We start from the raw sequence: 26,016 nt of genomic DNA on the forward strand, positions 1-26,016 counted from the left end.
ATCGAAGAGCAGTCGAAAGACTCATCCAATTGAGTGCGTGCTCTTTCAAGTGGGCGCATCGTAATCACTATGATGGCCACTAGCAAGCATCTGATTAAACAACAAGACGAACTGTTCATTGGGCTCTGTAGGAGATCGCCCTATATGTGACAGGGGATTCCCTGATGTCCCTTAATATTTCACTTTTTCGCCTATCCCTTCCGAAAGCATTGGGCCAGAGCGGCCGGAGCGCGTCATCGAGAACATCTGCACGCTCGTTCCACAAGTAAGCGGAGAAAGCATGACAAACCCGGAAAAAATTTAAAGTAGGACGCTTCCGAAAATACACCTCCATTTATTAACAATTGACTGGCGACAACAGACAACATTAAAAGTGCCATCAATTTGATGGCATCTATATGTTTAAAAGTCCTGAATCCTTGGCTGCACAAGACTATTACGCAGGATTCCAATCACCCACCGTCACTTTCTCACAGCCATTTCCCACAATTTCCACGTTGTTTTACAACGCGGAAAGCTCCGACTTAAACAAGCGATCCTTCTTACATAAATCTGTTTAACGCCTTGTTAGCGTGCCGGCCAATGTTCGCGTGCGCTGACCAGGGAGGGTTTCGACATCACGCCGTCTTCCCCTCTCTGCTTAAGGACAAGCGTATGTCTGGAGCTGTCAGTTCTGCGCGCTTTACGCTGCAGATTCCCGCTGTTCGCAACGACTTCAAGGTGCTGGCCTTCGAAGGCACCGAGACCATCAGCACCCTTTATGCCATCCACGTCGAACTGGTCAGTGAAGACCCCGACTTCGATATGGAAGGCCTGCTCAGTCAGCCTGCCTTCCTGCAGTTCGGCCTGAACGGTGAAGGCATTCATGGACGCATCGACGATGTGTTGGCGGGTGAATCCGACAAACGCCTGACCCGTTATCGCCTGACTCTGGTGCCGAGCCTGCACTATTTGCAGTTCAGTCACGGTCAACGGATTTACCAAAGTCAGACCGTTCCGCAGATCATCACGCAAACACTCAAGCGACACGGCATCCTCGCCGATGCATTCACCTTTCATGTCCAGCCCCTGCCGGCACGGGAGTACTGCACCCAATACGGCGAAAGTGATTTCGAGTTCATTCAGCGCTTGTGTGCCGAGGAGGGCATCGCCTGGCATCACCAGCACTCCGCGCAAGGCCATTTGCTGGTGTTCACCGATGACGCGGTTTTCCTCCCGACTTTGCGCGCCACACCCTATCGCCGGGATAGCGGGATGGTCCCGGAATATCCAGTAGTCAGCAGGTTTTCCTTGCGCGCCGCCACCCGGACAAGCCGGGTCACGCGACGCGACTATGACCTGAGGCGACCGACGCTTTTAATCGAATGCCGCTTCAGCGCCGAATTCACCCCGACGCTTGAGGACTACCAATACCCGTTGCCGCTGGACAACGAAAAGCGTGGCAAGCAACTGGCCCGTCAGGCCTTGGAGCGCCATCGCGCAGACTATGAAATGGCAGAGGGTCAAAGCAACCAACCTACCTTGCGCTGCGGCCATCTGCTTGAACTGACCGAACACCCTCGCCAGAAATACAACGCTCTGTGGCTGCTGCTCGGTGTCACCCACACCGGACGGCAGCCGCAAGTGCTCGAAGAGTCGGTTAGCAGCGAAACTCAATCGGCGGACGGCTTTACCCAAGGCTATCGCAACACCTTCCGCGCGATTCCGGCCGAGGTGGTTTTCCGCCCGCCACTGCCCGCACGCCGGCCACCGCTGGTCAGCCAGACCGCTCGAGTGACTGGCCCCAAAGGCGAAGAGATCTACTGCGATGAATTCGGCCGCGTAAAAGTCGAATTCCACTGGGACCGCGCCGAATTAAACAGTGAGCGCAGCAGTTGCTGGGTGCGGGTGTCGTCGAGCTGGGCCGGGAACGGTTTCGGTGCCATCGCCCTCCCACGCATCGGAATGGAAGTGGTGGTGACCTTCGTGGAAGGTGATCCCGACCAGCCGCTGATTACCGGCTGCGTGATCAACAAGGTCACCCCCGCGCCCTACAAGCTACCCGAGCACAAGACCCGAACCGTGCTGCGCAGCCGCAGCTCGCCTGACACGGGTGGCTACAACGAACTGACGATTGAAGACCGCGCCGGACTGGAACTGGTCTACCTGCGTGCCCAGCGCGACATGGAGCGGCAGGTTCTCCATGACAGCCGGCTGGCGGTCGGGCGCGATCGATGGGAAAGCATCCAGGGCAGTAGCCAGACGACGGCCGGAAAAATCATCACCGTCGAGGCGGGCCAGCAGGTGCAGATCAAGGCCGGCGCCAGCGTGGTGCTGGATGCCGGCGCCAGCATCACGCTGAAGGCGGGCGGTCACCATATCGTGATCGACAGGGGCGGGATCTTCAGCAGTACCGAGATGGTGGCGGGTGGAAAGACGTCCGCCAGCGAAGCCGCTGATCATCCAGAAGCCGCGATGGCGGGTGCCTTGGCGGCCGGACTGACTTCCTCCTCCAATAAAGACTCGGAAGACGCCGAACTTGAAGAAGAGGAGGAAGAAGTTGAACTGGAAGATGAAATGCCTGCCGGCATCACCTTGCGGATCGGCGTGTTTTTCGATGGGACGGGGAACAATCTGTTCAATAGCGAACAAGTGAAAGGCTGCTATGCGCGGGATGTGAATCTTGAGGAGGAAGCCGAGGACATTCGACAGTTCTGCCAGATGCATGGGTATGACGGACAGGGCAATGTGCCGGATAACAGTTATGGGAATGATGCGAGCAATGTGGCGAAGTTGTATGGGTTGTATCGCGATGACCAAAACCGGCAACTGACAGAGGGAGAAAAGATTGGGTACATCCCGGTCTACCTTGATGGCATCGGTACAAGTGGTAATGAGGACGACTCGGTTTTCTCGCAAATGACCGGCACAGGTGCACAAGGTGTATTGGCGAAAGTCAAACAGAGCCGAGCGCGCATCTTTGAAGGAATTGATATTTTCAAGTCGGAAAACCCAATCCGGAAGGTTAAGACAGTTCAGTTCGACATCTTCGGCTTCAGTCGCGGCGCGGCTGCCGCGAGGCATTTTGCCAATGAAGTGATGAAGGGCGAGCAAAGTTCACTGGCACAGTTAATACCGGCAAACTCGTCATTGTTCCTTGAGGGTTTCGCTTGGCGGACGAGCATTGACGTCAGCATCAACTTCATCGGCATCTTCGACACCGCTGCCGCCATAGGCAGCATGGCTGACGGCGATTTCAGCGTCCATGACGCCAACAACCCCGGCGTCAATCTGTATCTGGCGCCGGACATTGCAAAGAAAGTTGTGCACCTGGTTGCCCGGGACGAACGCCGCCACAACTTTTCGCTTAACAGCGCCGGAAACGCCGACATTGTGTTGCCGGGCGTCCACTCCGACTTGGGCGGCGGATACTTACCGAATTTTGTCGAACGGGTACTGCTTAGCAAGCCGCGCTGCAGTCGCGACGTGGACTTCAATACCCCTTCGTCTTCGACCAACGCTTATCGATTGGCCGAGCAAGAACTCGGCAGGCTTCAGGACCCACTGCATTTCTATGGACTGACGCTTCAAGTCAAAACCTGGGCGGTGGAAACGGCCAGCAACGTCAAGGGTGATCGGCGCAAATCAAAAAATGTCTATGCAGCGGTCTACAGCGAACGCGTCGTGCGCAATGACCTGTCCCTGATTTACCTGCGAATCATGCGGGAGTTGGCGACCAGGCACGGGGTCGAGTTCCAGACAATTGATGAAGAAGATCAGAAATACGTGCTACCAGAAGAACTCAAGGGTATCGCTAAGAAACTGATGACTTATGCGTTGGGCGAAACCCGCAGTATCGATCTGAACCTGAACGAGCAAGCGCTACTCGCGCAACGCTACATTCATCTGTCATCCAACTGGAATGCAGCGAAGGGATTCAACGAAACCGGGCTTAGCATCCTGTTTATCAATCGCCCCGCCGACAAATCTGCTCGTGTGGTGCATCCCAATGCGTGAGAACTCGTACATGCTCAAGATTGCCTTTGCTCTGACACTGGCTGTTTTGCTGGGCGGCTGCGCGATCGCCGACAGAAAATCACTGCCTTATGACGGCTGGATGCTCAGATTTTTTGCTCCCGATTACATGGAGGTCTGGATCGAAACTGCCGACGTTGTGGACGTCAACAAGCGCGTGTTTCGAGGCGCAGCCTTTGGAATTCCGGCCATTTCCTACCCTCGGCCACTCAGTAAAGGTGTACCCGCCAAGTTTCGGGGGAAACCGATAGGGTGGCCGGAAAGTGCGGGAGGGAAAGGCCGATATGTCACCGGCGCCGCACTGCCACGTCTGGTCTACGTGCGCTGGCAGTCCATGGCCGAGCCGCAGACCTACGAAGCCTACATAGAGATTCCGGAGTCGGCGCGCCAAGTTATGCTCAAGAGTGAAAAAGCTTACTGTGGGGCAGACGGCAAATGGATCACGGATTACCGAAATATGATGGTCATTGGTCTCGCGCCAGGCGGCATCGCCAAGGTCTGGTTGCGCGGTCAGTGCCTTTTGTCAACCGAAATCATGCGAGTCCAGGCCACGATCAATCCCAAAGGCCCCTACGATGGTCGGTCCAACGGAAGACATCGACAGCTCCATGAAGAGTCCAAGGCCTACATCGAAAAATACGGCATTCCCTACGACTCCTGGTGACCACTCGATTGTCGAGCACCGTCTACCGCCAGCGACCACAATTCAACTTACTGCAATTCCTCACTGATACGGACATTGGCAAATGGATGAAAACAGACGGCCCATCAAGACCCGCTCGGCGGGCTGGGCGAAACGCTTCACGGATGAACTGGTCAAGCGGGACATCTCCCCCAACCAGATCTCCGTCATCAGCATGCTCTTCGCGCTGTTCGGCGCGGCGACGCTGAACATCGACAACGGCGTGGCCGGTTCAATCTTGTGCATCGTCGGCATTCAACTGCGGCTGCTGTGCAATCTGTTCGACGGGATGGTGGCGATCGAAGGCGGCAAGCAATCGGCCGTCGGCAGCCTGTACAACGAGTTTCCGGATCGGGTCGCGGACAGCCTGCTGATCGTCGGCTTGGGTTTTGCCATCGGCCAGTCCGATCTTGGCTGGTTCGCAGCACTGGCCGCTGCGCTGACAGCGTATGTCCGTGTGTTCGGCGGCGCTCTAGGGCTCACGCAGAGCTTCATGGGGCCGATGGCCAAGCAGCACCGGATGGCGGTGATGACCGTGGCGCTGCTGTTAAATGTGTTCGAAACCCTTTACTACGCGACCCACTACGCTTTGCTGATCGCGCTGGTGATCATCGCCCTTGGCTCTGTCGCCACATGCGTCACGCGCACCCTGGCCATCGCCAGACAACTGAAGGGGAATACCCATGTGGATCAGTAATGCGCTGATTTCGGTGCTGCGTTTCTTGATCGGCGTAACCGCTCGCTGGGAAAGCCCACCGGACCTCTCGCGCCAGCGCATCTACTACGCCAACCACACCAGCCATATGGACACCCTGGCGATCATCGCTGCGCTGCCACCCGAAGCGCGTTTGAACGTGAAACCGGTGGCCGCCGCCGACTACTGGGGCAAGAACCGCTTTCTGTCGTACATCTCGCAGAAAGGCCTGAACGCGGTGCTGATCGAGCGCAATCCGGCACCGGGCACCAATGTGCTGGAGCCGATCTTCGATGTGGTGCGGGCCGGTCATTCGATCATCATTTTCCCCGAAGGCACCCGCTCCACCCAGGCGCTGCCGGGGCAATTCAAATCCGGAATCTTCCGCCTGGCCGAGACTTTTCCAGACGTCGATCTGGTGCCGATCTACCTGGAAAACCTGCATCGCTCGATGCCCAAGGGCAAACATGTGCCGCTGCCGATCATCTGCACGATCCGCATCGGCGATCCGCTGCAAAGGATGGAAGGCGAGGAAAAACAGGTGTTTCTGGAACGGGCGCGTGACGCCATCGTGAGGTTGTCGAAATGAGTCTGGAAACCAAGTTCCTGTGGTTCTTCGCGGCCATCGCCGGGCTGCTGGCGGTGGCCTCGCTGATTGGCGGCGTACTGGCCAGACGCGCCAAGAGCGAAAGCGCGATCGCGACCATCGAAAACCTCAACCAGCGCGTGAACGCGTGGTGGGGGATGGTGATTATTTTCTTCGTCTCCTGGCTGCTTGGCCCCAATGCGACGGTGGTGCTGTTCGGCTTCATTTCGCTGTTTGCGCTGCGCGAGTTCATCACCCTGACGCCGACCGCGCGCGGTGACCATAACGCGCTGTTTTCGGCGTTTTTCATTCTGATCCCGCTGCAATACCTGCTGATCGGCACCCATTGGTATTCGATGTTCACGCTGCTGGTGCCGGTGTATGCATTCCTGCTGCTGCCGGCGATTGCCGTGCTGAGCCAGGACACCGAAGGCTTTCTGGAGCGCACGGCGAAGATTCAGTGGGGCGTGATGATCTGCATCTACTGCATCAGCCACGCGCCGGCGCTGCTGTTGCTGGACCTGCAGGGTTTCCAGGGTCAGAACGCCCTGCTGCTGTTCTACCTGGTGTTCGTGGTGCAGATGAGCGACGTATTGCAGTACGTGTTCGGCAAGCTCTTCGGCAAACGCAAGGTCGCGCCGCTGGTGAGCCCGTCGAAAACCGTGGAAGGTCTGGTCGGCGGCGGACTGTCCGCCACGCTGATCGGCGGCTGCATGTTCTGGATGACACCGTTCAGCTTCTGGCAGTCGCTGTTGATGTCGCTGGTCATCGTGGTGATGGGTTTCCTCGGCGGCCTGGTCATGTCGGCGATCAAACGCAGCCTGAGCGCCAAGGACTGGGGCACGATGATCAAGGGCCACGGCGGGATGCTCGACCGGATGGACTCGATCTGTTTCGCCGCGCCGATCTTCTTTCACCTCACCCGGTACTTCTTCTCGGCCTGATCCGGACGAAATCATCGGGCACAAAAAATGGGCATCCGACCGCAATCGGTATGCCCATTTTTCATGCAGCGCGTCCGGCTGACCGGGCGTTTGCCGCCATTATTAATTGACGCTGTCTTTCAACGCTTTGCCTGGCTTGAACGCAACAGTATTGCTGGCCTTGATCTTCACCGGTTCACCGGTTTGCGGGTTTTTGCCGGTGCGGGCACCGCGGTGGCGTTGCAGGAAGGTGCCGAAGCCTACCAGCGTGACGCTGTCCTTGCGGTGCAGGGCGCCGGTGATTTCTTCGAGAACGGCATTGAGAACGCGGTTGGCCTGCTCTTTGGTCAGATCCGCTTTTTCAGCGATTGCAGCGGCGAGTTCTGGTTTACGCATTAGTGAAGCCCCTTTGACGGTTTTTTGTTGTTATGTCCGTGCTGTTCTCGTTGGAACAGCGCCCAAGGCGCCGCAGGCTCTACTCTGCGGCAGACGGGAGTGAGGATGGCACGCGGTTAAGGGCGGCGCCAGTCTCCCCGCGACCTTTGTGGGGGCAAAAGCGGGGTGATTCCGACAGAACGACCGGTATTTACGCCAGCAAGGCCGGAAGCTGTTTGTTCAGCGCAAGTTTTTCCATCACCGCCGCGCCGGTCAGGGCATAACCGAGCAATTGCCCTTCGGCGTCGTGGCACAGCACCTTGACGTCGGCGCCCTGCCCTTCGACCGTCCAGACACCCTCGCGGCCCCGTGGCGGCGGGGAAACCACCAGCGGGCAGACCGGGGTTTTCACGGTGATCGGCATCGGCCCGTAGTTCACCACGGTCGGATTGCCGGCCAGGGTCTGTGCCAGCGCTCGCGCACAGCTCATGAGGGGCATGACGTACAGAAGATTCAGCCCATCGACCTCGGCGCAGTCGCCCAAGGCGTAAATGTTGGCGTGCGAGGTTTGCAGACGGCGGTCGACCACCACGCCGCGATTGGTCTGGATACCGGCGGCGGCCGCCAGATCGATCCGTGGCCGCAGGCCAATGGCCGAGACCACCACATCGCACGGGACAACCTGACCGTCGGACAGGTGCGCTTCCAGTCCATCCGCGACTTTTTGCAGGCGGGTCAGCACCGGACCGAGGTGAAAACGTGCGCCAAGGCTTTCCAGCCCGGCCTGCACCGCTGCCGCAGCGGCCGGGTGCAGCAGGGTCGGCATCACCTGTTCGCACGGCGCAACCAGTTGCACCTCGTAGCCGCCCAGAATCAGGTCATTGGCGAACTCGCAGCCGATCAGCCCGGCACCGAGCAACAACACCCGGCGCTTGCCCGCCGCTGCAGCGCGAAAGCGAGCGTAGTCTTCGAGATCGTTGATCGGGAACACTAGATCCCCGCCGTCGCCTTCGATCGGCACGCGCACGGTTTCGGCGCCCCAGGCCAGGATCAGGTCGCGATAGCTCACCGCTTCCTCACCAATCCAAAGACGCTTGTGGCCCGGATCGATGCCACTGATGCGGGTATGGGTGCGGATCTCGGCCTTCAGTTGCTCGGCCATGGCGCCAGGTTCTGCCATGCTCAGACCGTCGGCGTCCTTGTTCTTGCCGAAGCCGGTTGAAAGCATCGGCTTGGAGTAGGAGCGACCGTCATCGGCGGTAATCAGCAGCAACGGAGTTTCGCCATCGAGTTTGCGAAACTCGCGGGCCAGGTTGTAACCCGCAAGCCCGGTGCCAACGATTACGACAGGTGCGCTCATGCCCTACTCCTCAGTGTTTTCTCAGTTGATTTCGATCATTTCGAAGTCCATCTTGCCGACGCCGCAGTCCGGGCACAGCCAGTCTTCCGGTACGTCCTGCCACAGGGTGCCCGGCGCAATGCCGTCATCCGGCCAGCCGTCAGCTTCGTTGTAGATCAGGCCGCAGACCACACATTGCCACTTTTTCATTCAGGTACTTCCTCAGGGTTCAGGCTTAATCCGGCGCGGACGGTCGATGGTGCAGCGTTGCCGTCCGGCTCAGGGCGTTTTGTACTGATCGAGCCGGGCAGATGCAAGCCTGTTCGGCGCAGCGGCGACCCGGATCAATCAAACTCGTGATTCGGCATGTTAAGCTCGCCGCCTCATTTGCTGCCAATAATGACTCATTGTGCAACACACAAACGCCCCGCTGTGGCGCCCGCAAAGCGACCTGACACCTCTCCCCGACACATCCACGCTCGACTGGCTGTTCGACGAAGGCTCCCTGACCCGCCGGCTGACGCGCCTGTCCGATGATGGTTTCAGCGTGACCCCGCTGTTCGAAGGCTGGCAGACCCTGCGCGACGACGAATGCGCCGCCCTGGACCTGGCCGAAGGCAGCGAGGGCTGGGTGCGCGAGGTGTATCTGCGCGGGCATGGCGAGGCCTGGGTGTTCGCCCGCAGCGTGGCCTCGCGCAGCGCCTTGCAGGGCGATGGCTTGCACATGGATGAACTGGGCAGCCGCTCGCTGGGCGAACTGCTGTTTTGCGATCACGCGTTTCAGCGCCGCGCCATCGAAGTCTGCCATTACCCGGAGCGTTGGTTGCCCGAAGACTCTCGGGCTGTCGGACTTTGGGGCCGCCGCTCGCGTTTCGACCGTGGCGCCTTGAGTGTGCTGGTGGCGGAGATTTTCCTGCCTACGCTGTGGGAAGCCGTCCGCGCCCGTCCGGAGAACTGCTGATGTACCAAAGCCTGCTCAAATCCCTGAATCGCTTGAACCCGCGCGCCTGGGACTTCATTCAGCTGACCCGGATGGACAAGCCGATCGGCATTTACCTGCTGCTGTGGCCGACGCTCTGGGCCCTGTGGATTGCCGGCAAGGGCTCGCCTTCACTGGCCAATATCGTGATTTTCGTCCTCGGCGTGGTGCTGACCCGTGCCGGCGGTTGCGTAATCAACGACTGGGCCGACCGCAAGGTCGACGGCCACGTCAAACGCACGGCGCAAAGACCCATTGCTGCCGGCAGGATCAGTTCGAAAGAGGCGCTGGTGTTCTTTGCGCTGCTGATGGGCGTGAGTTTCCTGCTGGTGCTGTGCACCAACGCCGCGACGATCTGGCTGTCGCTGGGCGGCCTGGCGCTGGCGTTCACGTACCCGTTCATGAAGCGCTACACCTATTACCCGCAGGTGGTGCTGGGCGCGGCGTTCTCCTGGGGCATGCCGATGGCGTTCACTGCCGAGACCGGTGAGCTGCCGGCAACGGCCTGGCTGCTGTGGATCGCCAATCTGCTGTGGACGGTGGGTTACGACACTTATTACGCGATGACCGACCGCGACGACGACCTGAAGATCGGCGTTAAATCCACGGCGATTCTGTTCGGCGATGCCGACCGGATGATCATCCTGACCTTGCAGGCACTGTCGCTGGGCTGCCTGGTGCTGGCCGGGTCGAAGTTCGAGCTGGGGATCTGGTTCCACCTCGGCCTGCTGGTAGCCGCCGGGTGCTACGCCTGGGAGTTCTGGTACACCCGTGACCGGGACCGGATGCGTTGCTTCAAGGCGTTCCTGCACAACCACTGGGCCGGGCTGGCGATTTTCGTCGGGATCGTGCTGGATTACGCGTTGCGCTGAAAACACGCCTGCTCCCGGCGACGGGAGCAGGCTGACTGCGGGTGCGCTTACTTTTTCGGCCCGGAATTAGTGATGACGTGCCACATATCTTTCATCTTGTCGCCAGTCATGTCTCCAGGCTTCGTATCTTTCACGAAGGTGTACAGCGGCTTGCCGTCGTAGGCGTACTGCATCATGCCGTCATCACGTTTGATGACTGTCCATTTGCCTTCAGCCTTGGCATCTGCCGGCGCCATCAGCGGCGGCCAGTTCTTGGCGCACTCGTCGTTGCACATCGACTTGCCGCCACTGTCCTTGTCGAACGTATAAAGCGTCATGCCCTTGTGATCGACCATCATTCCGTCTTTCATCATGGCCGGCTCGGCCGCCATCGCCAGTCCAGGCAGAGTCAGGGCAGCGGCCATCAGCAGTGCTTTGAAGGAAGCAGTCATTTGAGTCATGGAAACCTTCTCTTGTGGTTGTCAGGATTCGGACTTAGAGCTTAGTTCAGGATCTGCACAATCGCCGCTGGACTAAAATACTGTCACACGACTGCAATAATTCCGTTATCTAATGCGGCGCAAGACAGTTAAATGACAAGAGGATTAAGGCATGGTTGGCAGGAGCATTCTGATCGTCGACGACGAAGCGCCCATTCGCGAAATGATCGCCGTTGCGTTGGAAATGGCCGGCTATGACTGCCTCGAGGCAGAAAACTCGCAGCAGGCCCACGCCATCATCGTCGACCGCAAGCCGGACCTGATCCTGCTCGACTGGATGCTGCCCGGCACCTCCGGCATAGAGCTGGCCCGCCGCCTCAAGCGTGACGAGCTGACCGGGGACATCCCGATCATCATGCTCACCGCCAAGGGCGAAGAGGACAACAAGATCCAGGGCCTGGAAGTCGGCGCCGACGACTACATCACCAAACCGTTTTCCCCACGCGAGCTGGTGGCACGCCTCAAGGCCGTACTGCGTCGCGCCGGCCCGACCGATGGCGAAGCGCCGATCGAAGTCGGCGGCCTGCTGCTCGACCCGATCAGCCACCGCGTGACCATCGACGGCCGTCCGGCCGAGATGGGCCCGACCGAATACCGACTGCTGCAATTCTTCATGACCCATCAGGAACGCGCCTACACCCGTGGCCAGTTGCTGGACCAGGTCTGGGGCGGCAACGTCTATGTTGAAGAGCGCACCGTCGACGTGCACATCCGGCGCCTGCGCAAGGCCCTCGGCGACGCCTACGAAAATCTGGTACAAACCGTGCGCGGCACCGGCTACCGGTTCTCCACCAAAGCCTGAGCCGAGCGCCAGCCCCGTAGACAAGGACCGCATTTTCCGTGAACCAAAACTGGCATGGCACCCTGATTCGCCACATGCTGTTGCTGGTCACCGGCTGCCTGGTGATCGGCCTGATCACCGGTTATTACGGCTGGAGTCTGGCGGCGGGCCTGGGCCTGTACCTGGCCTGGACGCTCAAGCAACTGCTGCGCCTGCACGAATGGCTGCGCCTGCACCAACCCGATGAAGCACCGCCCGATGGCTACGGCCTGTGGGGCGAGGTGTTCGACAGCATCTACCACCTGCAACGCCGCGACCAGCGGGTACGCGGACGCCTGCAAGCGGTGATCGACCGCGTTCAGGAGTCCACCGCCGCGCTGAAAGACGCGGTGATCATGCTCGACAGCGACGGCAACCTGGAATGGTGGAACCGCGCCGCCGAAACCCTGCTCGGCCTCAAGACCCCGCAGGACAGCGGTCAACCGGTGACCAACCTGGTCCGCCATCCGCGCTTCAAGGAATACTTCGAGCAGGAAAGCTACGCCGAACCGCTGGAAATCCCCTCGCCAACCAACGACCGCGTACGCATTCAGCTGTACCTCACGCGCTACGGCAACAACGAACACTTGATGCTGGTGCGCGACGTCACGCGCATCCATCAGCTGGAACAGATGCGCAAAGACTTCATCGCCAACGTCTCCCATGAACTGCGCACCCCGCTGACGGTGATCTGCGGCTACCTGGAAACCCTGCTCGACAACGTCGAGGAAGTGAACCCGCGCTGGAGCCGCGCCCTGCAACAGATGCAGCAACAGGGCGGACGCATGCAGACCCTGCTCAACGACTTGCTGTTGCTGGCCAAACTGGAAGCCACCGATTACCCGTCGGACAACCAGCCGGTGCACATCGACACCTTGTTGCAGTCGATCAAGAGCGACGCGCAGCAGCTGTCCGGCTCGAAGAATCAGCGCATCACCCTGGAAGCCGACACCCGCATCCTGCTCAAGGGCAGCGAGGCGGAACTGCGCAGTGCGTTTTCCAACCTGGTGTTCAACGCCGTCAAATACACCCCGGCCGAGGGCAATATCCGCATCCGCTGGTGGGGCGACGAGCAGGGTGCGCACCTGAGCGTGCAGGACTCCGGGATCGGCATCGACAGCAAGCACCTGCCGCGCCTGACCGAACGCTTCTACCGCGTCGACTCCAGCCGTAACTCCAACACCGGCGGCACGGGCCTTGGCCTGGCCATCGTCAAACACGTACTGCTGCGCCATCGCGCCCGGATGGAGATCAGCAGCGTGCCCGGCCACGGCAGCACGTTCACCTGCCATTTCGCCCCGGCTCAGGTCGCTGAGGCAAGGGTCATCAGCGCCGCTGAGTAATGCCGGACTAGGCAATTGCCAGGTCAGCCGCTACATTGGCTGACTTGCGCCTGCCTTTCAGGTGCGGATTTTTCTTTCTTTCGAACCACACGGAACCCGCAAAACTCCATCATGGACCCTTCCCCTGGCTTGTCCCTCGCAACAATATTCGCCGATTTCGGCATGATTCTTTTCGCTCTGATCCTGGTTCTGCTCAACGGCTTCTTCGTTGCAGCGGAGTTCGCCATGGTCAAACTGCGCTCGACCCGGGTCGAAGCCATCGCTGAACAGCACGGCTGGCGCGGGCACATCCTGCGCACGGTGCACAGTCAGCTCGATGCTTATCTCTCGGCGTGCCAGCTCGGTATCACCCTCGCCTCCCTCGGCCTGGGCTGGGTCGGCGAGCCGGCGTTCGCGCACATTCTCGAACCGCTGCTGAGCGCGGTCGGCGTGCAGTCGGCGGAAGTCGTCAAAGGCATCTCGTTCTTCACCGCGTTCTTCATCATTTCGTACCTGCACATCGTGGTCGGCGAGCTCGCCCCCAAATCCTGGGCGATCCGCAAACCCGAGCTGCTGTCGCTGTGGACGGCGGTGCCGCTGTACCTGTTCTACTGGGCCATGTACCCGGCGATCTACTTGCTCAACGCCAGCGCCAACACCATCCTGCGCATCGCAGGGCAAGGTGAGCCCGGCCCGCACCACGAGCACCATTACAGCCGTGAAGAACTGAAACTGATCCTGCACTCCAGCCGTGGCCAGGACCCGAGCGACCAGGGCATGCGCGTGCTGGCCTCGGCAGTGGAAATGGGCGAACTGGAAGTGGTCGACTGGGCCAACTCCCGCGAAGACCTGATCACCCTCGAGTTCAACGCCCCGCTGAAAGAAATCCTGGCGATGTTCCGCCGCCACAAGTTCAGCCGTTATCCGGTGTACGACAGCGAGCGCAAGGAATTCGTCGGCCTGCTGCACATCAAGGATCTGCTGCTGGAACTGGCGGCGCTGGATCACATCCCCGAGTCGTTCAACCTCGCCGAGCTGACCCGCCCGCTGGAGCGCGTGTCGCGGCACATGCCGCTGTCGCAGCTGCTGGAGCAGTTCCGCAAGGGCGGCTCGCACTTCGCCGTAGTCGAAGAGGCCGACGGCAACATCATCGGTTACCTGACCATGGAAGATGTGCTGGAAGTGCTGGTCGGCGACATCCAGGACGAGCACCGCAAGGCCGAGCGCGGCATCCTCGCCTACCAGCCGGGCAAACTGCTGGTGCGGGGCGATACGCCGCTGTTCAAGGTCGAGCGCCTGCTGGGCATCGATCTGGACCACATCGAAGCCGAAACCCTCGCCGGGCTGATCTACGAAACCCTGAAACGGGTACCGGAAGAGGAAGAAGTGCTGGAAGTCGAAGGCCTGCGGATCATCATCAAGAAGATGAAAGGTCCGAAGATCGTTCTGGCCAAAGTGCTGATGCTCGACTGACGGGGTCTACTGCTTGCCCAACGCAAAGTTGGGCAACGCCCCCAGCGGCTGGTTGAACTGATACGGAATCGACACCAGCCCCATCCCGGTATTGCGCTGCACCACGAAGTGCAGGTGCGGACCGCTGCTGTTGCCGGTGTTGCCGGACAGCGCCAGCGGACTGCCCACCGCCACCCGTTGCCCCTCGCGCACGCTCACCGATCCTTGTTTGAGATGCAGGTACACGCCCATCGTGCCGTCGTCGTGCAGGATCCGCACGAAGTTGCCGGACGGATCGGTGCCGCGTCCGTTCTGGGAGTTTTCGGTCTTCACCACCACACCGGCGCGCGCCGCGATGATCGGGGTACCGACCGGCATGGCGATGTCCATCGCGTATTTGTTCTTCGGCCCGAAGTGGCTGTAATCGCCATTGGCACCCTGGCTCAGACGAAACGGCCCGCCACGCCACGGAAACGGGTAGCGATAGCCCTGAGCCGCGCCAGCCGGATCACCAAGGGAATACTGGAACATCGGCGTGTACACCAGCGGTTTGCCGCCGGACACCGCCGTCAGCAACGCCAGCCGCGTATTGCTGCGCGCCGGCAGCACCCGGCGGATCGTTTGCGCCGGTGCGCCACGTACGTTGCTCATTCCGGTAAACGCCAGTGCCACCTCGACCGGCGCATACAGGTCGTTGCGCACGAACACCACGTCCGTGCCCTTCTGCTTCTTGATGTCGAGATAGACCTGGCGCTCGAGGCGCTCGACCATCCGGTCCTGAAACACGAACACCTGGGAGCCTTTGCTCGGACGGTCGCTGTACGAAACCACTCCGTTGGCATCGGTGGACTTGTAGATCGTCATGGCCACCGTCGAGGTGGAGGCCATGAACAGACCACAGAAAAACAGCAGGCGCAGGGGCATGGGCAAAAATTCTGTCGAGTAAGGCCTGGGAATGAGCCTAGCAGCTGAAGCAGACCAGGCTAGTCGACAGATGTTTCAAAATGGCGTGAATGATCGTTCCCACGCTTTGCGTGGGGGACGCGGAGCGTCCCTTGAGGCATTCCCACGCGGAGCGTGGGAACGATCAATGTCAGGCGACGAAGATCACGCGCCCGGAACGAAGTGCTTCTGCGCCGTGCCGCGGGCGATCAGACGGGAGATGTAGTCGAGTTTCTGCGCGTCCTGGTCGACGAAGCGGAAGGTCAGTTGCAGCCAGTCGCTGTCGGGTTTCGGCTCGTGGGCGACGACGGCGTGCAGGTAGCCGTTGAGGCGGGCGATTTCGGCGTTGTCGCCCTGCTCCAGATCGAGCACGGCGCTGTCGAGGATCTGCGGCAGGGTGTCGGTGCGTTTCACCACCAGCAGCGCTTCCTTGATACTCAGGGCCTTGATCACGCATTGCTGGGTGCCGCTCGGCAGGCGCAGTTGGCCCTGACCGCGACCGCCGGCCGGGGCGCTGGACGCTGCCGGAGCTTTCACCGGCGGGCTGTTGAGCAGGCCACGCTGTGGCGCGGCGGCAGGTGCCGGGGCCACAGCAGCAGGCTTGGCAAACGGATTCACGGGAGCCGCCGGTGCGGAACCGACGACCGCAGCCTTGCCGCCGGTCAACGCGCTCAGGGAGTCGTTGCCGAACGCCGAGTTCATCTTGGTCGGGGCGCTGTTCATCAGGGTGTCGAGCTTGCCGACTTTGTTCAGGGCCTGCTTGACCTTGGTCAGCAACTGCTCGTTGGTGAACGGCTTGCTGACGTAACCGGTGACGCCGGCCTGGATCGCCTGCACCACGTTTTCCTTGTCGCCACGGCTGGTGACCATGATGAACGGCATGGTCTTGAGATTGTCCTGCTCGCGGCACCAGGTCAGCAGTTCGAGGCCGGACATTTCCGGCATTTCCCAGTCGCACAGCACCAGGTCGAAGGCTTCCTTGGCCAGCATGGCCTGGGCCTTCTTGCCGTTGATGGCATCCTCGGTGCGGATCCCCGGGAAGTAATTACGCAGGCACTTTTTCACCAGGTCACGAATGAACGATGCATCGTCCACGACCAACACACTGATCTTGCTCATCCAACACCCCTATTAAAATCCCGGCAAGCATAACGCTGGCTGATGGCACATTGCCAAAACTCTTCAGTCACGCCGGGACTTTTCGTTCGCGGGTGCTGCTTTTTAATTCGGTTCTGCCTATGAAAAGCAGAAACAAAAACGCCCGGCCAAAGGGCCGGGCGCTTTTCTCAGGCAATCTTACTTATCGTCAGCATCGCCCGGAACATTAGCGGTTTCGCCACTTGTCCCTTCAACTTCTTCCTTCATGCGCTTGAGGCCCATGTGGCGCACGTCAGTGCCGCGCACCAGGTAAATCACCAGCTCCGAGATGTTTCGCGCGTGGTCGCCGATCCGCTCCAGCGAACGCAGCACCCAGATAATGCTCAAGACCCGCGAGATAGAGCGTGGGTCTTCCATCATGTAGGTCGCCAGCTCGCGCAGGGCGGTCTTGTATTCGCGGTCGATGATCTTGTCGTACTGCGCCACCGACAGCGCCAGATCGGCGTCGAAGCGGGCAAAGGCGTCCAGCGCATCACGCACCATGTTGCGCACCTGATCGCCGATGTGACGAACCTCAACGTAACCGCGCGGCGCTTCGCCTTCTTCGCACAGCTGGATCGCACGCCGGGCGATCTTGGTCGCTTCATCGCCGATGCGCTCCAGGTCGATCACCGACTTGGAGATGCTGATGATCAACCGCAGGTCGGACGCCGCCGGCTGACGACGGGCCAGAATGCGCAGGCATTCTTCGTCGATGTTGCGTTCCATCTGGTTGATCTGGTCGTCGATCTCGCGCACTTGCTGGGCCAGGCCCGAGTCGGCCTCGATCAGCGCGGTGACCGCGTCGTTGACCTGCTTCTCGACCAGCCCGCCCATGGCCAGCAGGTGGCTGCGCACTTCTTCCAGTTCGGCGTTGAACTGCGCGGAAATGTGATGGGTAAGGCCTTCTTTACTAATCATGTTGGCGTCCTTGGAGCGTCCGGTAAGGTGCGGCGGGCCGCAGCGTCAATTCAGTGAGCGACAACCAGTGTCTGCTAGCCGTAACGACCGGTGATGTAGTCTTCGGTCTGCTTCTTGGCCGGATTGGTGAACAGGGTATCGGTGTCGCCGAATTCCACCAGTTTGCCCATGTACATGAACGCCGTGTAGTCGGACACCCGCGCCGCCTGCTGCATGTTGTGGGTCACGATGACGATGGTGAACTTGGATTTGAGCTCGTAGATCAGCTCTTCGACTTTCAGGGTCGAAATCGGGTCAAGGGCCGAGCACGGTTCGTCGAGCAGCAGCACTTCCGGTTCCACGGCGATGGTACGGGCGATCACCAGACGCTGTTGCTGACCACCGGACAGGCCGAGGGCCGAGTCATGCAGACGGTCCTTCACTTCGTCCCACAAGGCCGCGCCTTTCAACGCCCACTCGACGGCTTCGTCGAGGATGCGCTTCTTGTTGATGCCCTGGATGCGCAGGCCGTAGACCACGTTTTCATAGATGGTCTTGGGGAACGGGTTCGGCTTCTGGAACACCATGCCGACCCGGCGACGCAGCTCGGCCACGTCTTCGCCCTTGCGGTAGATGTTGTTGCCGTACAGGTTGATCGCGCCTTCGACGCGGCAGCCGTCCACCAGGTCGTTCATACGGTTGAAGGTACGCAGCAGCGTGGACTTGCCGCAGCCGGACGGGCCGATGAAGGCGGTCACGCGCTGTTTCGGGATGTTCATGCTGACGTCGAACAGCGCCTGTTTCTCGCCGTAGTACAGGCTCAGGCCCGGCACTTCGATGGCTACGGTTTCCTGCTCGAGGTTCAGGCTCTGCTTGTCGCGGCCCAGGGCAGACATGTTGATGCCGTGGGTATGTGTTTCGTGCTGCATGGGAGATCCCCTGTGCTAACAAATTCGGTTCGGTTGGCTGCCGGGATACAGGCCGGCAGCCCTTCAATTCTTGTGACGGCGATCAGCTGTCCAGCGCCTTGTACTTCTCGCGCAGGTGGTTACGGATGTACACCGCCGACAGGTTCAAGGTGGCGATCACCAGCACCAGCAGCAGCGCCGTGGCGTACACCAGCGGCCGCGCGGCTTCGACGTTCGGGCTCTGGAAGCCGACGTCATAGATGTGGAAGCCCAGGTGCATGATCTTCTGATCCAGGTGCAGGTACGGGTAATTGCCATCCACCGGCAGCGACGGCGCCAGTTTCACCACACCCACCAGCATCAGCGGCGCCACTTCACCGGCGGCGCGCGCCACGGCGAGGATCATGCCGGTCATCATCGCCGGGCTGGCCATCGGCAGAACGATCTTCCACAGGGTTTCAGCCTTGGTCGCGCCGAGGGCCAGCGAGCCTTCACGCACGGTGCGCGGGATACGCGCCAGACCTTCTTCGGTGGCCACGATCACCACCGGCACCGCCAGCAGCGCCAGGGTCAACGAAGCCCAGAGCAGACCCGGCGTACCGAAGGTCGGCGCCGGCAGCGCTTCCGGGAAGAACAGACGGTCGAGCGAGCCACCCAGCACGTAGACGAAGAAGCCCAGACCAAACACGCCGTAAACAATCGCCGGAACACCGGCCAGGTTGTTCACCGCGATCCGGATCACCCGGGTCAGGGTGTTCTGCCTGGCGTATTCACGCAGGTACACCGCCGCCAGCACGCCGAACGGGGTCACGATCATCGCCATGATCAGGGTCATCATCACGGTGCCGAAAATTGCCGGGAAGATCCCGCCTTCGGTGTTCGCTTCACGCGGGTCGTCGGACAGGAACTCCCAGACCTTGCTGAAGTAGAAACCGATCTTGGTGAACGTACCCATCGCGTTCGGCTGGTAGGCGTGAACCACTTTGCCCAGGCCGATTTCGATTTCCTTGCCGTTGGCATCACGGGCGGTCAGCGCATCACGGTTGAACTGCGCATGCAGATCGGCCAGACGGGCTTCGATGTCCTGATAGCGGGCGTTCAGCTCGGCGCGCTCGGACTCCATGTCCGCTTGCGCGGTGGCGTCGAGCTTGCCTTCCAGCTCCAGCTTGCGACCGTGCAGACGGATGCGCTCGAGGCCGGCGTTGATCGCGCCGATGTCGCTTTTTTCCAGCGACTTGAGCTGCGCGGCGAGGCCGTTCACGCGGTTGATCCGCGCTTGCAGCTCAGGCCAGGCCGCTTCGCCTTCGGCGATCACCTTGCCGTCCTGTTTGACGTTGACCAGGTAGCCGTAGAAGTTGCCCCACTCGCGACGCTCCAGCGCCATCAACTCCGGCGGATTTTTCTGGTCGGTCAGCCACTCGCCGACGATCCAGGTGAAGTCGTTGCCGTTCAGGTCTCGGTTGCCGACCTTGATCAGCTCGCGGGTCATGAATTCCGGACCTTCGTCCGGTACCGGCAGGCCGGCGCTCTTGAGACGGGCGCGCGGCACTTCTTCTTTCTGCACCACTTCGCCAACGACCAGATGCTGGCCCTGGCCCGGTACGTCATAACTGGCGTGGATCAGGTCCGCCGGCCAGAAGTGACCCAGACCGCGCACGGCGATCACCGCCAGCAGGCCAATGGTCATGATGACCGCGATGGACACCGCGCCGCCGCTGATCCAGACGCCGGGGGCGCCGCTCTTGAACCATCCTTTCAGGGAGTTCTGTTTCACAGACTTCTACCTTTGCTTAAAGCGACGAGTATTTCTTGCGCAGACGCTGACGAATCAGTTCCGCGAGGGTGTTCATGACGAAGGTGAACAACAGCAGCACCAGCGCCGAGAGGAACAGCACGCGGTAGTGGCTGCCGCCGACTTCCGACTCCGGCATTTCCACCGCGACGTTGGCGGCCAGGGTGCGCAGGCCTTCGAACAGGTTCATTTCCATGACCGGGGTGTTGCCGGTGGCCATCAGCACGATCATGGTTTCGCCGACCGCACGGCCCATGCCGATCATCAGCGCCGAGAAGATGCCCGGGCTGGCGGTCAGGATCACCACGCGAGTCATGGTCTGCCACGGCGTGGCACCGAGGGCCAGCGAGCCCAGGGTCAGGCCGCGCGGCACGCTGAACACGGCGTCTTCGGCGATCGAGTAGATGTTCGGGATCACCGCAAAACCCATGGCCAGACCGACCACCAGAGCGTTGCGCTGGTCGTAGGTGATGCCCAGGTCGTGGGAGATCCACATGCGCATGTCACCGCCGAAGAACCAGTTTTCCATGAACGGGCTCATGTACAGCGACAGCCAGCCCACGAACAGGATCACCGGAATCAGCAGCGCACTTTCCCAGCCGTCCGGGACTTTCAGGCGGATCGATTCAGGCAGGCGGCTGAAGGTGAAACCGGCGACCAGGATGCCGATCGGCAGCAGCATCAGCAGGCTGAAGATGCCGGGCAGATGCCCTTCCACATACGGCGCCAGGAACAGACCGGCGAAGAAGCCGAGGATCACCGTCGGCATCGCTTCCATCAGTTCGATCACCGGTTTGACCTTGCGGCGCATGCCCGGGGCCATGAAGTACGCGGTGTAGATCGCCGCGGCGACGGCCAGCGGTGCAGCCAGCAGCATCGCATAGAACGCGGCTTTCAGGGTGCCGAAGGTCAGTGGCGAGAGGCTCAGTTTCGGTTCGAAATCGGTGTTGGCAGCAGTCGATTGCCAGACGTACTTAGGCTCGTCGTAGTTCTCGTACCAGACCTTGCTCCACAGTGCGCTCCAGGAGACTTCCGGGTGCGGGTTGTCGAGCAGCAACGGTTGCAGCTTGCCGCCGGCTTCGACGATCACTCGGTTGGCGCGTGGCGACAGACCGAACAGGCCCGGGCCCTCGACCACCTGATCGACCAGCAAGGTGCGATGCGCGGTGCTGTGGAACACGCCGAGCTTGCCGCTGGCATCCAGGGCCAGGAAGCCCTTGCGACGTTCTTCGGCGGTAATTTCAACGATCGGCGTGGTGCCCATCTGGAAGGTACGGATCTGCTTCAGGCGCAGCTCGCCATCGGTGTCGCGGGCCATGAACCACTGGGCCAGGCCACCTTTGGAGTCACCGACGATCAGCGAGATGCCACCCACCAGTTGCGTGGCGGCGGTGACTTCGGCTTCGCCGTTTTCCAGCAGTTTGTAGCGACCGTTGAGGCTCTTGTCGCGCAGGCTGAACACGTCGGCCTGGGCACGACCGTTGACCACGTACAGCCATTGCTGGCGCGGGTCGACGAAGATGTTTTTCACAGGCTCGGTCATCTGCGGCAGGTCGATACGCTTCTGCTCGTTGGTGACTTCGCCGGTCATCATGTTTTCTTCGCTGGTCAGCGAAAGCACATTGAGTTGCGAACCGGTGGAGCCGACCAGCATCAGGGTCGAATCGGTAGCGTTGAGGCTCACATGCTCCAGCGCGCCGCCGCTTTCGTTCAGCGCGATCGGTGCATCGCCATACGGATACTCGATGGCCGGGGTGATGGTTTTCTTGCCATCCGGGTAGCTGACTTTATAAGTGTGACGGAACACCAGCGCCTGACCGTTGGACAGGCCCACGGCCACCAGCGGATGGCCCGGCTGGTCTTCACCGATGGAGGTCACGCTGGCGCCTGCCGGCAGGGGCAGATCGACGCGCTTCAATTCAGCGCCACTGTCGATGTCGAAGAACAGCGCCTGGCCCTTGTCGGAAACGCGCATGGCCACCTGATTCTGCTCTTCGAGCGAAATCATCAGCGGCTTGCCGGCGTCCTGCATCCAGGCCGGGGTGATTGCATCTTTCGCGGTCAGGTCAGCACCTTTGAACAGCGGCGCGACCACGTAGGCGAGGAAGAAGAAGATCAGGGTGATGGCTGCCAGCACCGCCAGCCCGCCGACGAGGACGTACCAGCGGGTGAAGCGATCCTTGAGCGCGCGAATGCGGCGCTTGCGTTGCAACTCAGGCGTATTGAAGTCAATGCGCTTGGGAGGGTTCGTAGTCATTTTGGAATTGGCCAGATCATTCATGCGCACACCCTAGCGATCCTGTATGACAGAAAGATGACAATGCAGTGACGCACCAAATCCGCCGCCAGCAGGGCACTGGCAGTGGATAGAAGAATTCGGGGAGTGTGGGGTCCGGGCCGCTTGCGGGCCGGGCCCCACACGGGAGTCAGGCGGGGTTCACCCCTGACTCAGTTTGTTACTTTTTTGCGACTTCAGCGCCGCCTTCCTTCAGACCCAGGTCAGCCAGTGCTTTTGCAGCAACCTTGGCTGGCAATGGGATGTAGCCATCTTTCACCACAACTTCCTGGCCCTGTTTCGACAGAACCAGTTTCACGAACTCGGCTTCCAGCGGGGCCAGAGGCTTGTTCGGGGCTTTGTTGACGTACACGTACAGGAAACGCGACAGCGGGTACTTGCCGTTCAGGGCGTTTTCTTCGGTGTCTTCGATGAAGTCCGAGCTGCCTTTCTTGGCCAGGGCCACGGTTTTCACGCTGGCGGTCTTGTAGCCGATGCCCGAGTAACCGATGCCGTTCAGCGAGGAACTGATCGACTGCACGACCGAAGCCGAGCCTGGTTGCTCGTTGACGTTAGGCTTGTAGTCGCCTTTGCACAGGGCTTCTTCCTTGAAGTAGCCGTAGGTGCCGGATACCGAGTTGCGACCGAACAGTTGAACCGGCTTGTTCGCCAGGTCGCCGGTCACGCCCAGATCGCCCCAGGTTTTCACGTCGGCTTTGGCGCCGCACAGACGGGTGGACGAGAAGATCGCGTCAACCTGTTCCATGGTCAGGTGCTGGATCGGGTTGTCCTTGTGCACGAAAACAGCCAGGGCGTCCACGGCAACCGGGATAGCGGTTGGCTTGTAGCCGTATTTCTGTTCGAAGGCCGCCAGTTCGGTGTCCTTCATCTTGCGGCTCATCGGGCCCAGGTTGGAGGTGCCTTCAGTCAGCGCAGGTGGCGCGGTGGCGGAGCCAGCGGCCTGAATCTGGATGTTTACGTTCGGGTATTCTTTTTTGTAGTTCTCAGCCCAGAGGGTCATGAGGTTGGCCAGGGTATCGGAACCGACGCTGGACAGGTTGCCCGACACACCAGTGGTCTTGGTGTAGCTCGGGATAGCAGGGTCAACAGCGGCAACCGCGTTGGCAGTTGCAACGCCAGCAGCGACAAAAGTCATTGCCGCCATCAAACGCTTCAGTTTCATGCCTTACTCCTAGCAGATAGGGTGTGTTAAGTCGGGGCCAAGTATCAGCAGGCCGTGTGAACACTCTATGGCTGAAATATGACAATTGGATGAAAGGCCAGCATGTCGTGACAGATCGTTCCCACGCTCTGCGTGGAAACGCCGCCATGGACGCTCCGTGTCCGCTTCAAGACGTGACGCGGAGCGTCACAGGATGCATTCCCACGCGGGAGCGTGGGAATGATCAGTGTGAGGTGGCTTAGCGACCTTTGCTCCACAACCACGCACCGACCAGGATCCCCATCCCGCACAGCACCGCCACATAGTAGGCAGGCCCCATCGCGCTTTCTTTCAGCAGCAGGCTGACCACCATTGGGGTCAGGCCGCCAAAGATCGCGTAAGCGACGTTATAAGAGAAGGACAGACCGCTGAAACGCACCACCGGCGGGAACGCCTTCACCATCACATACGGCACCGCGCCGATGGTGCCAACCAGGAAACCGGTCAGCGCGTACAGCGGGAACAGCCAGTTCGGGTGATCGGCGAGGCTGTGATAGAAGATCCAGGAACTGGCCAGCAGCGCCGCGCAGCCGAAGACAAACACGCGACCGGCGCCGAAGCGATCGGCCAATGCACCAGAAATGATGCAACCGAAGCTCAGGAACACGATCGCCAGGCTGTTGGATTGCAGCGCGGTGGTCGGCGAGAAGTGATAGACCGTCTGCAGCACGGTCGGGGTCATCAGGATCACCACGACGATGCCGGCGGACAGCAGCCAGGTCAGCAGCATCGACACCGCGATCGCCCCGCGATGGTCACGCAGCACCGCACGCAGCGGCACTTCTTCGGCCAGGGCCTTGCGCAGTTGCAGCTCGGCGAACACCGGGGTCTCGTGTAGCCAGCGACGCAGGTAGACCGAAAACAGACCGAACACACCGCCGAGCAGGAACGGGATCCGCCAGGCGTAATCCGCCACTTCCACAGGCGTATAAATGCTGTTGATCGCCGTGGCGACCAGCGAGCCGAGCAGGATACCCGCCGTCAGGCCGCTGGTCAGGGTGCCGCAGGCGTAGCCGATGTGCTTTCCGGGTACGTGTTCGGAAACGAAGACCCACGCCCCCGGCACCTCACCGCCAATCGCTGCGCCCTGGATCACCCGCATCAACAGCAGCAGGATCGGCGCCCACAGGCCGATCTGCGCGTAGGTCGGCAGCAGGCCCATGATCAGGGTCGGCACGGCCATCATGAAAATGCTCAGGGTGAACATCTTCTTGCGCCCCAGCAGGTCGCCGAAGTGCGCCATGACAATCCCCCCCAGCGGCCGCGCGAGGTAGCCGGCGGCGAAGATGCCGAAGGTCTGCATCAGGCGCAGCCACTCGGGCATGTCGGCCGGGAAGAACAACTTGCCGACCACGGTGGCGAAGAACACGAAAATGATGAAATCGTAAAACTCCAGCGCGCCCCCCAGGGCCGATAGCGACAGAGTCTTGTAGTCATTGCGGGTCAACGGTCGTGCGGGTTGGTCGGGCTGCGCGAGGCTCGAGGGCGCTGTGGTCATGGCAAGGTCTTCTCTTATAGTCGGATCTGCCGCCACAACAACGCTGGCTGTGGCTCGGGCAGGTTCGGCACCATAGCAAATTGTTCGAAAAAGCACATAGAGGCGCGTATTTGCCGGTCGAAATGAGAACCGGACGGTCGTCGCGGAGTCTACCGACCGATATACTCGCAACCTTGCTCCGGTTTGTAAGGGGTTGCTGTGCGAAAACGTCGTTGGCCCGACCCTTGCTCGGGATTAGCCGGTTTCGCAGAGTTTCTCCTTAGGCGCCTGATGGAAAACGTGACGAACGTAGTATGTTCGGTGCTGAATCGTTTTTCCCGAAGACGGCTACCACCAGCAGCATCCACGAAGAGTCACGGGTCAGAGGCCCCCCGGCATGATAGAGCTCGAACAAGAAGATCCGATCCCGCAAGGCGACCTGGCTTTGCAAATCACCGCGCTTCCCCGCGAAACCAACGGCTTTGGCGATATTTTCGGCGGCTGGCTGGTGGCGCAGATGGACCTGGCCGGCACTGCCATGGCCAGCCGTGTTGCCGGTGGCCGCGTCGCGACCGTTGCCATCGACCGCATGGCGTTCCTGGTGCCGGTGGCTGTCGGTGCGCAATTGTCCTTTTATACCCAGACCCTGGAGATCGGCCGCAGCTCGATCCAGATGATGGTCGAGGTGTGGAGCGACGATCCGCTGTCCAGCGAGTGGCGTAAAGTGACCGAAGCAGTGTTCGTGTTCGTCGCCATCGATGGCAGCGGTCGCACCCGTTCGGTTCCGCCACGCGCACGTTAAACCTCGCGGCCGTTTCACGGTCGA

At 60.6% G+C, this 26,016-nt stretch carries 23 protein-coding genes; 11 read left to right on the forward strand and 12 right to left on the reverse strand.

The window, feature by feature from the left end:
- Positions 1–654: 654 nt before the first annotated feature.
- The 5 genes from tssI to ACKJSM_RS17905 all read left to right on the forward strand — a co-directional run bounded on the left by tssI (position 655) and on the right by ACKJSM_RS17905 (position 6,920).
- Positions 655–3,996: a type VI secretion system tip protein TssI/VgrG gene (gene tssI / locus ACKJSM_RS17885; RefSeq protein WP_410238450.1), complete on the forward strand. Its 3,342-nt coding sequence runs from the start codon at positions 655–657 to the stop codon at positions 3,994–3,996.
- A 10-nt stretch (positions 3,997–4,006) separates the two neighbouring features.
- Positions 4,007–4,678, forward strand: coding sequence for a DUF2931 family protein (locus ACKJSM_RS17890; RefSeq protein ID WP_410238451.1), 672 nt, complete (start codon positions 4,007–4,009; stop codon positions 4,676–4,678).
- A gap of 82 nt (positions 4,679–4,760) precedes the next feature.
- The gene (locus ACKJSM_RS17895; RefSeq protein ID WP_410238452.1) at positions 4,761–5,393 is read left to right on the forward strand and encodes a CDP-alcohol phosphatidyltransferase family protein; all 633 of its coding nucleotides are present in this window, start codon (positions 4,761–4,763) and stop codon (positions 5,391–5,393) included.
- Positions 5,380–5,979 carry a lysophospholipid acyltransferase family protein gene (locus ACKJSM_RS17900; RefSeq protein WP_410238453.1) on the forward strand — a complete coding sequence of 200 codons (600 nt, stop codon included), beginning with the start codon at positions 5,380–5,382 and terminating at the stop codon, positions 5,977–5,979. Before ACKJSM_RS17895 ends, ACKJSM_RS17900 begins: the two co-directional genes overlap by 14 nt.
- A complete protein-coding gene (locus ACKJSM_RS17905; RefSeq protein WP_339486344.1) occupies positions 5,976–6,920 on the forward strand; it encodes a phosphatidate cytidylyltransferase in 945 nt (314 codons plus the stop codon). The genes ACKJSM_RS17900 and ACKJSM_RS17905 overlap by 4 nt, the downstream gene beginning before the upstream one ends.
- Before the next feature lie 102 nt (positions 6,921–7,022).
- On the opposite strand, the gene ACKJSM_RS17910 is transcribed toward ACKJSM_RS17905, so the two are convergent.
- The 3 genes from ACKJSM_RS17910 to ACKJSM_RS17920 form a co-directional block, all read right to left on the reverse strand.
- Positions 7,023–7,295, reverse strand: a complete 273-nt coding sequence (locus ACKJSM_RS17910) for an HU family DNA-binding protein (RefSeq protein ID WP_236179768.1) — start codon at positions 7,293–7,295, stop codon at positions 7,023–7,025.
- 190 nt (positions 7,296–7,485) lie between these two features.
- Positions 7,486–8,634 (reverse strand): NAD(P)/FAD-dependent oxidoreductase, encoded by a 1,149-nt coding sequence (locus ACKJSM_RS17915; RefSeq protein WP_236179770.1) that lies wholly within the window; start codon positions 8,632–8,634, stop codon positions 7,486–7,488.
- Between the two features lie 21 nt (positions 8,635–8,655).
- Positions 8,656–8,823, reverse strand: a complete 168-nt coding sequence (locus ACKJSM_RS17920) for a rubredoxin (protein ID WP_007954349.1) — start codon at positions 8,821–8,823, stop codon at positions 8,656–8,658.
- Positions 8,824–9,022: 199 nt separating this feature from the next.
- Between ACKJSM_RS17920 and ACKJSM_RS17925 the strand changes: the two genes are divergently transcribed.
- Together ACKJSM_RS17925 and ubiA are read left to right on the forward strand one after the other, a co-directional pair.
- The gene (locus ACKJSM_RS17925; RefSeq protein ID WP_236179772.1) at positions 9,023–9,574 is read left to right on the forward strand and encodes a chorismate lyase; all 552 of its coding nucleotides are present in this window, start codon (positions 9,023–9,025) and stop codon (positions 9,572–9,574) included.
- Positions 9,574–10,464, forward strand: coding sequence for a 4-hydroxybenzoate octaprenyltransferase (gene ubiA / locus ACKJSM_RS17930; RefSeq protein ID WP_410238454.1), 891 nt, complete (start codon positions 9,574–9,576; stop codon positions 10,462–10,464). Before ACKJSM_RS17925 ends, ubiA begins: the two co-directional genes overlap by 1 nt.
- 47 nt (positions 10,465–10,511) lie before the next feature.
- On the opposite strand, the gene ACKJSM_RS17935 is transcribed toward ubiA, so the two are convergent.
- On the reverse strand, positions 10,512–10,904 hold the full coding sequence (locus tag ACKJSM_RS17935; RefSeq protein ID WP_236179786.1) for a hypothetical protein: 393 nt from the start codon (positions 10,902–10,904) through the stop codon (positions 10,512–10,514).
- Positions 10,905–11,055: 151 nt separating this feature from the next.
- Between ACKJSM_RS17935 and phoB the strand changes: the two genes are divergently transcribed.
- From phoB to ACKJSM_RS17950, 3 genes are all read left to right on the forward strand, one after another.
- Positions 11,056–11,745: a phosphate regulon transcriptional regulator PhoB gene (phoB, locus tag ACKJSM_RS17940; protein WP_003229608.1), complete on the forward strand. Its 690-nt coding sequence runs from the start codon at positions 11,056–11,058 to the stop codon at positions 11,743–11,745.
- 38 nt (positions 11,746–11,783) lie between these two features.
- Complete coding sequence (phoR, locus tag ACKJSM_RS17945) at positions 11,784–13,106, forward strand: phosphate regulon sensor histidine kinase PhoR (RefSeq protein ID WP_410238455.1); 1,323 nt, start codon at positions 11,784–11,786, stop codon at positions 13,104–13,106.
- A 111-nt stretch (positions 13,107–13,217) separates the two neighbouring features.
- Positions 13,218–14,558, forward strand: coding sequence for a hemolysin family protein (locus tag ACKJSM_RS17950; RefSeq protein WP_236179789.1), 1,341 nt, complete (start codon positions 13,218–13,220; stop codon positions 14,556–14,558).
- 6 nt (positions 14,559–14,564) lie between these two features.
- Here the strand turns inward: ACKJSM_RS17950 and ACKJSM_RS17955 are convergent, their stop codons facing one another.
- The 8 genes from ACKJSM_RS17955 to ACKJSM_RS17990 form a co-directional block, all read right to left on the reverse strand.
- Positions 14,565–15,461, reverse strand: a complete 897-nt coding sequence (locus tag ACKJSM_RS17955) for a peptidoglycan DD-metalloendopeptidase family protein (protein WP_410238456.1) — start codon at positions 15,459–15,461, stop codon at positions 14,565–14,567.
- Between the two features lie 183 nt (positions 15,462–15,644).
- Positions 15,645–16,598 (reverse strand): response regulator, encoded by a 954-nt coding sequence (locus ACKJSM_RS17960; RefSeq protein WP_410238457.1) that lies wholly within the window; start codon positions 16,596–16,598, stop codon positions 15,645–15,647.
- A gap of 177 nt (positions 16,599–16,775) precedes the next feature.
- Positions 16,776–17,537: a phosphate signaling complex protein PhoU gene (gene phoU / locus ACKJSM_RS17965; RefSeq protein WP_007954334.1), complete on the reverse strand. Its 762-nt coding sequence runs from the start codon at positions 17,535–17,537 to the stop codon at positions 16,776–16,778.
- A gap of 74 nt (positions 17,538–17,611) precedes the next feature.
- Positions 17,612–18,445, reverse strand: a complete 834-nt coding sequence (pstB, locus tag ACKJSM_RS17970; RefSeq protein WP_007954333.1) for a phosphate ABC transporter ATP-binding protein PstB — start codon at positions 18,443–18,445, stop codon at positions 17,612–17,614.
- Positions 18,446–18,527: 82 nt separating this feature from the next.
- The gene (pstA, locus tag ACKJSM_RS17975) at positions 18,528–20,198 is read right to left on the reverse strand and encodes a phosphate ABC transporter permease PstA (protein WP_236179793.1); all 1,671 of its coding nucleotides are present in this window, start codon (positions 20,196–20,198) and stop codon (positions 18,528–18,530) included.
- Between the two features lie 16 nt (positions 20,199–20,214).
- Positions 20,215–22,248 carry an ABC transporter permease subunit gene (locus ACKJSM_RS17980; RefSeq protein WP_236180100.1) on the reverse strand — a complete coding sequence of 678 codons (2,034 nt, stop codon included), beginning with the start codon at positions 22,246–22,248 and terminating at the stop codon, positions 20,215–20,217.
- A 424-nt stretch (positions 22,249–22,672) separates the two neighbouring features.
- The gene (locus ACKJSM_RS17985) at positions 22,673–23,674 is read right to left on the reverse strand and encodes a phosphate ABC transporter substrate-binding protein PstS (protein ID WP_236179795.1); all 1,002 of its coding nucleotides are present in this window, start codon (positions 23,672–23,674) and stop codon (positions 22,673–22,675) included.
- Positions 23,675–23,912: 238 nt separating this feature from the next.
- The gene (locus ACKJSM_RS17990; protein ID WP_236179797.1) at positions 23,913–25,211 is read right to left on the reverse strand and encodes an MFS transporter; all 1,299 of its coding nucleotides are present in this window, start codon (positions 25,209–25,211) and stop codon (positions 23,913–23,915) included.
- Between the two features lie 376 nt (positions 25,212–25,587).
- Here ACKJSM_RS17990 and ACKJSM_RS17995 point away from each other — a divergent pair, with 376 nt between their 5' ends.
- Positions 25,588–25,992: an acyl-CoA thioesterase gene (locus ACKJSM_RS17995; protein ID WP_003229628.1), complete on the forward strand. Its 405-nt coding sequence runs from the start codon at positions 25,588–25,590 to the stop codon at positions 25,990–25,992.
- Positions 25,993–26,016: the final 24 nt, after the last annotated feature.

Source organism: Pseudomonas sp. PHC1 (assembly GCF_046487845.1).
In the GTDB taxonomy this organism is placed as follows: Bacteria; Pseudomonadota; Gammaproteobacteria; order Pseudomonadales; family Pseudomonadaceae; genus Aquipseudomonas; species Aquipseudomonas sputi.

What these genes read in the sequence shown, in the direction of transcription:
- ACKJSM_RS17950 (WP_236179789.1), top strand. Translation starts at nt 13,218, where the DNA reads ATGGACCCTTCCCCTGGCTTGTCCCTCGCAACAATATTCGCCGATTTC.
- pstB (WP_007954333.1), bottom strand. Translation starts at nt 18,445, where the DNA reads ATGCAGCACGAAACACATACCCACGGCATCAACATGTCTGCCCTGGGC.
- ACKJSM_RS17895 (WP_410238452.1), top strand. Translation starts at nt 4,761, where the DNA reads ATGGATGAAAACAGACGGCCCATCAAGACCCGCTCGGCGGGCTGGGCG.
- ACKJSM_RS17980 (WP_236180100.1), bottom strand. Translation starts at nt 22,248, where the DNA reads ATGCAGGACGCCGGCAAGCCGCTGATGATTTCGCTCGAAGAGCAGAAT.
- ACKJSM_RS17890 (WP_410238451.1), top strand. Translation starts at nt 4,007, where the DNA reads ATGCTCAAGATTGCCTTTGCTCTGACACTGGCTGTTTTGCTGGGCGGC.
- ACKJSM_RS17990 (WP_236179797.1), bottom strand. Translation starts at nt 25,211, where the DNA reads ATGACCACAGCGCCCTCGAGCCTCGCGCAGCCCGACCAACCCGCACGA.
- ACKJSM_RS17960 (WP_410238457.1), bottom strand. Translation starts at nt 16,598, where the DNA reads ATGAGCAAGATCAGTGTGTTGGTCGTGGACGATGCATCGTTCATTCGT.
- ACKJSM_RS17920 (WP_007954349.1), bottom strand. Translation starts at nt 8,823, where the DNA reads ATGAAAAAGTGGCAATGTGTGGTCTGCGGCCTGATCTACAACGAAGCT.
- ACKJSM_RS17935 (WP_236179786.1), bottom strand. Translation starts at nt 10,904, where the DNA reads ATGACTCAAATGACTGCTTCCTTCAAAGCACTGCTGATGGCCGCTGCC.
- ACKJSM_RS17995 (WP_003229628.1), top strand. Translation starts at nt 25,588, where the DNA reads ATGATAGAGCTCGAACAAGAAGATCCGATCCCGCAAGGCGACCTGGCT.
- tssI (WP_410238450.1), top strand. Translation starts at nt 655, where the DNA reads ATGTCTGGAGCTGTCAGTTCTGCGCGCTTTACGCTGCAGATTCCCGCT.
- ACKJSM_RS17900 (WP_410238453.1), top strand. Translation starts at nt 5,380, where the DNA reads ATGTGGATCAGTAATGCGCTGATTTCGGTGCTGCGTTTCTTGATCGGC.
- ACKJSM_RS17910 (WP_236179768.1), bottom strand. Translation starts at nt 7,295, where the DNA reads ATGCGTAAACCAGAACTCGCCGCTGCAATCGCTGAAAAAGCGGATCTG.
- ubiA (WP_410238454.1), top strand. Translation starts at nt 9,574, where the DNA reads ATGTACCAAAGCCTGCTCAAATCCCTGAATCGCTTGAACCCGCGCGCC.
- phoB (WP_003229608.1), top strand. Translation starts at nt 11,056, where the DNA reads ATGGTTGGCAGGAGCATTCTGATCGTCGACGACGAAGCGCCCATTCGC.
- ACKJSM_RS17955 (WP_410238456.1), bottom strand. Translation starts at nt 15,461, where the DNA reads ATGCCCCTGCGCCTGCTGTTTTTCTGTGGTCTGTTCATGGCCTCCACC.
- ACKJSM_RS17985 (WP_236179795.1), bottom strand. Translation starts at nt 23,674, where the DNA reads ATGAAACTGAAGCGTTTGATGGCGGCAATGACTTTTGTCGCTGCTGGC.
- ACKJSM_RS17915 (WP_236179770.1), bottom strand. Translation starts at nt 8,634, where the DNA reads ATGAGCGCACCTGTCGTAATCGTTGGCACCGGGCTTGCGGGTTACAAC.
- phoU (WP_007954334.1), bottom strand. Translation starts at nt 17,537, where the DNA reads ATGATTAGTAAAGAAGGCCTTACCCATCACATTTCCGCGCAGTTCAAC.
- ACKJSM_RS17905 (WP_339486344.1), top strand. Translation starts at nt 5,976, where the DNA reads ATGAGTCTGGAAACCAAGTTCCTGTGGTTCTTCGCGGCCATCGCCGGG.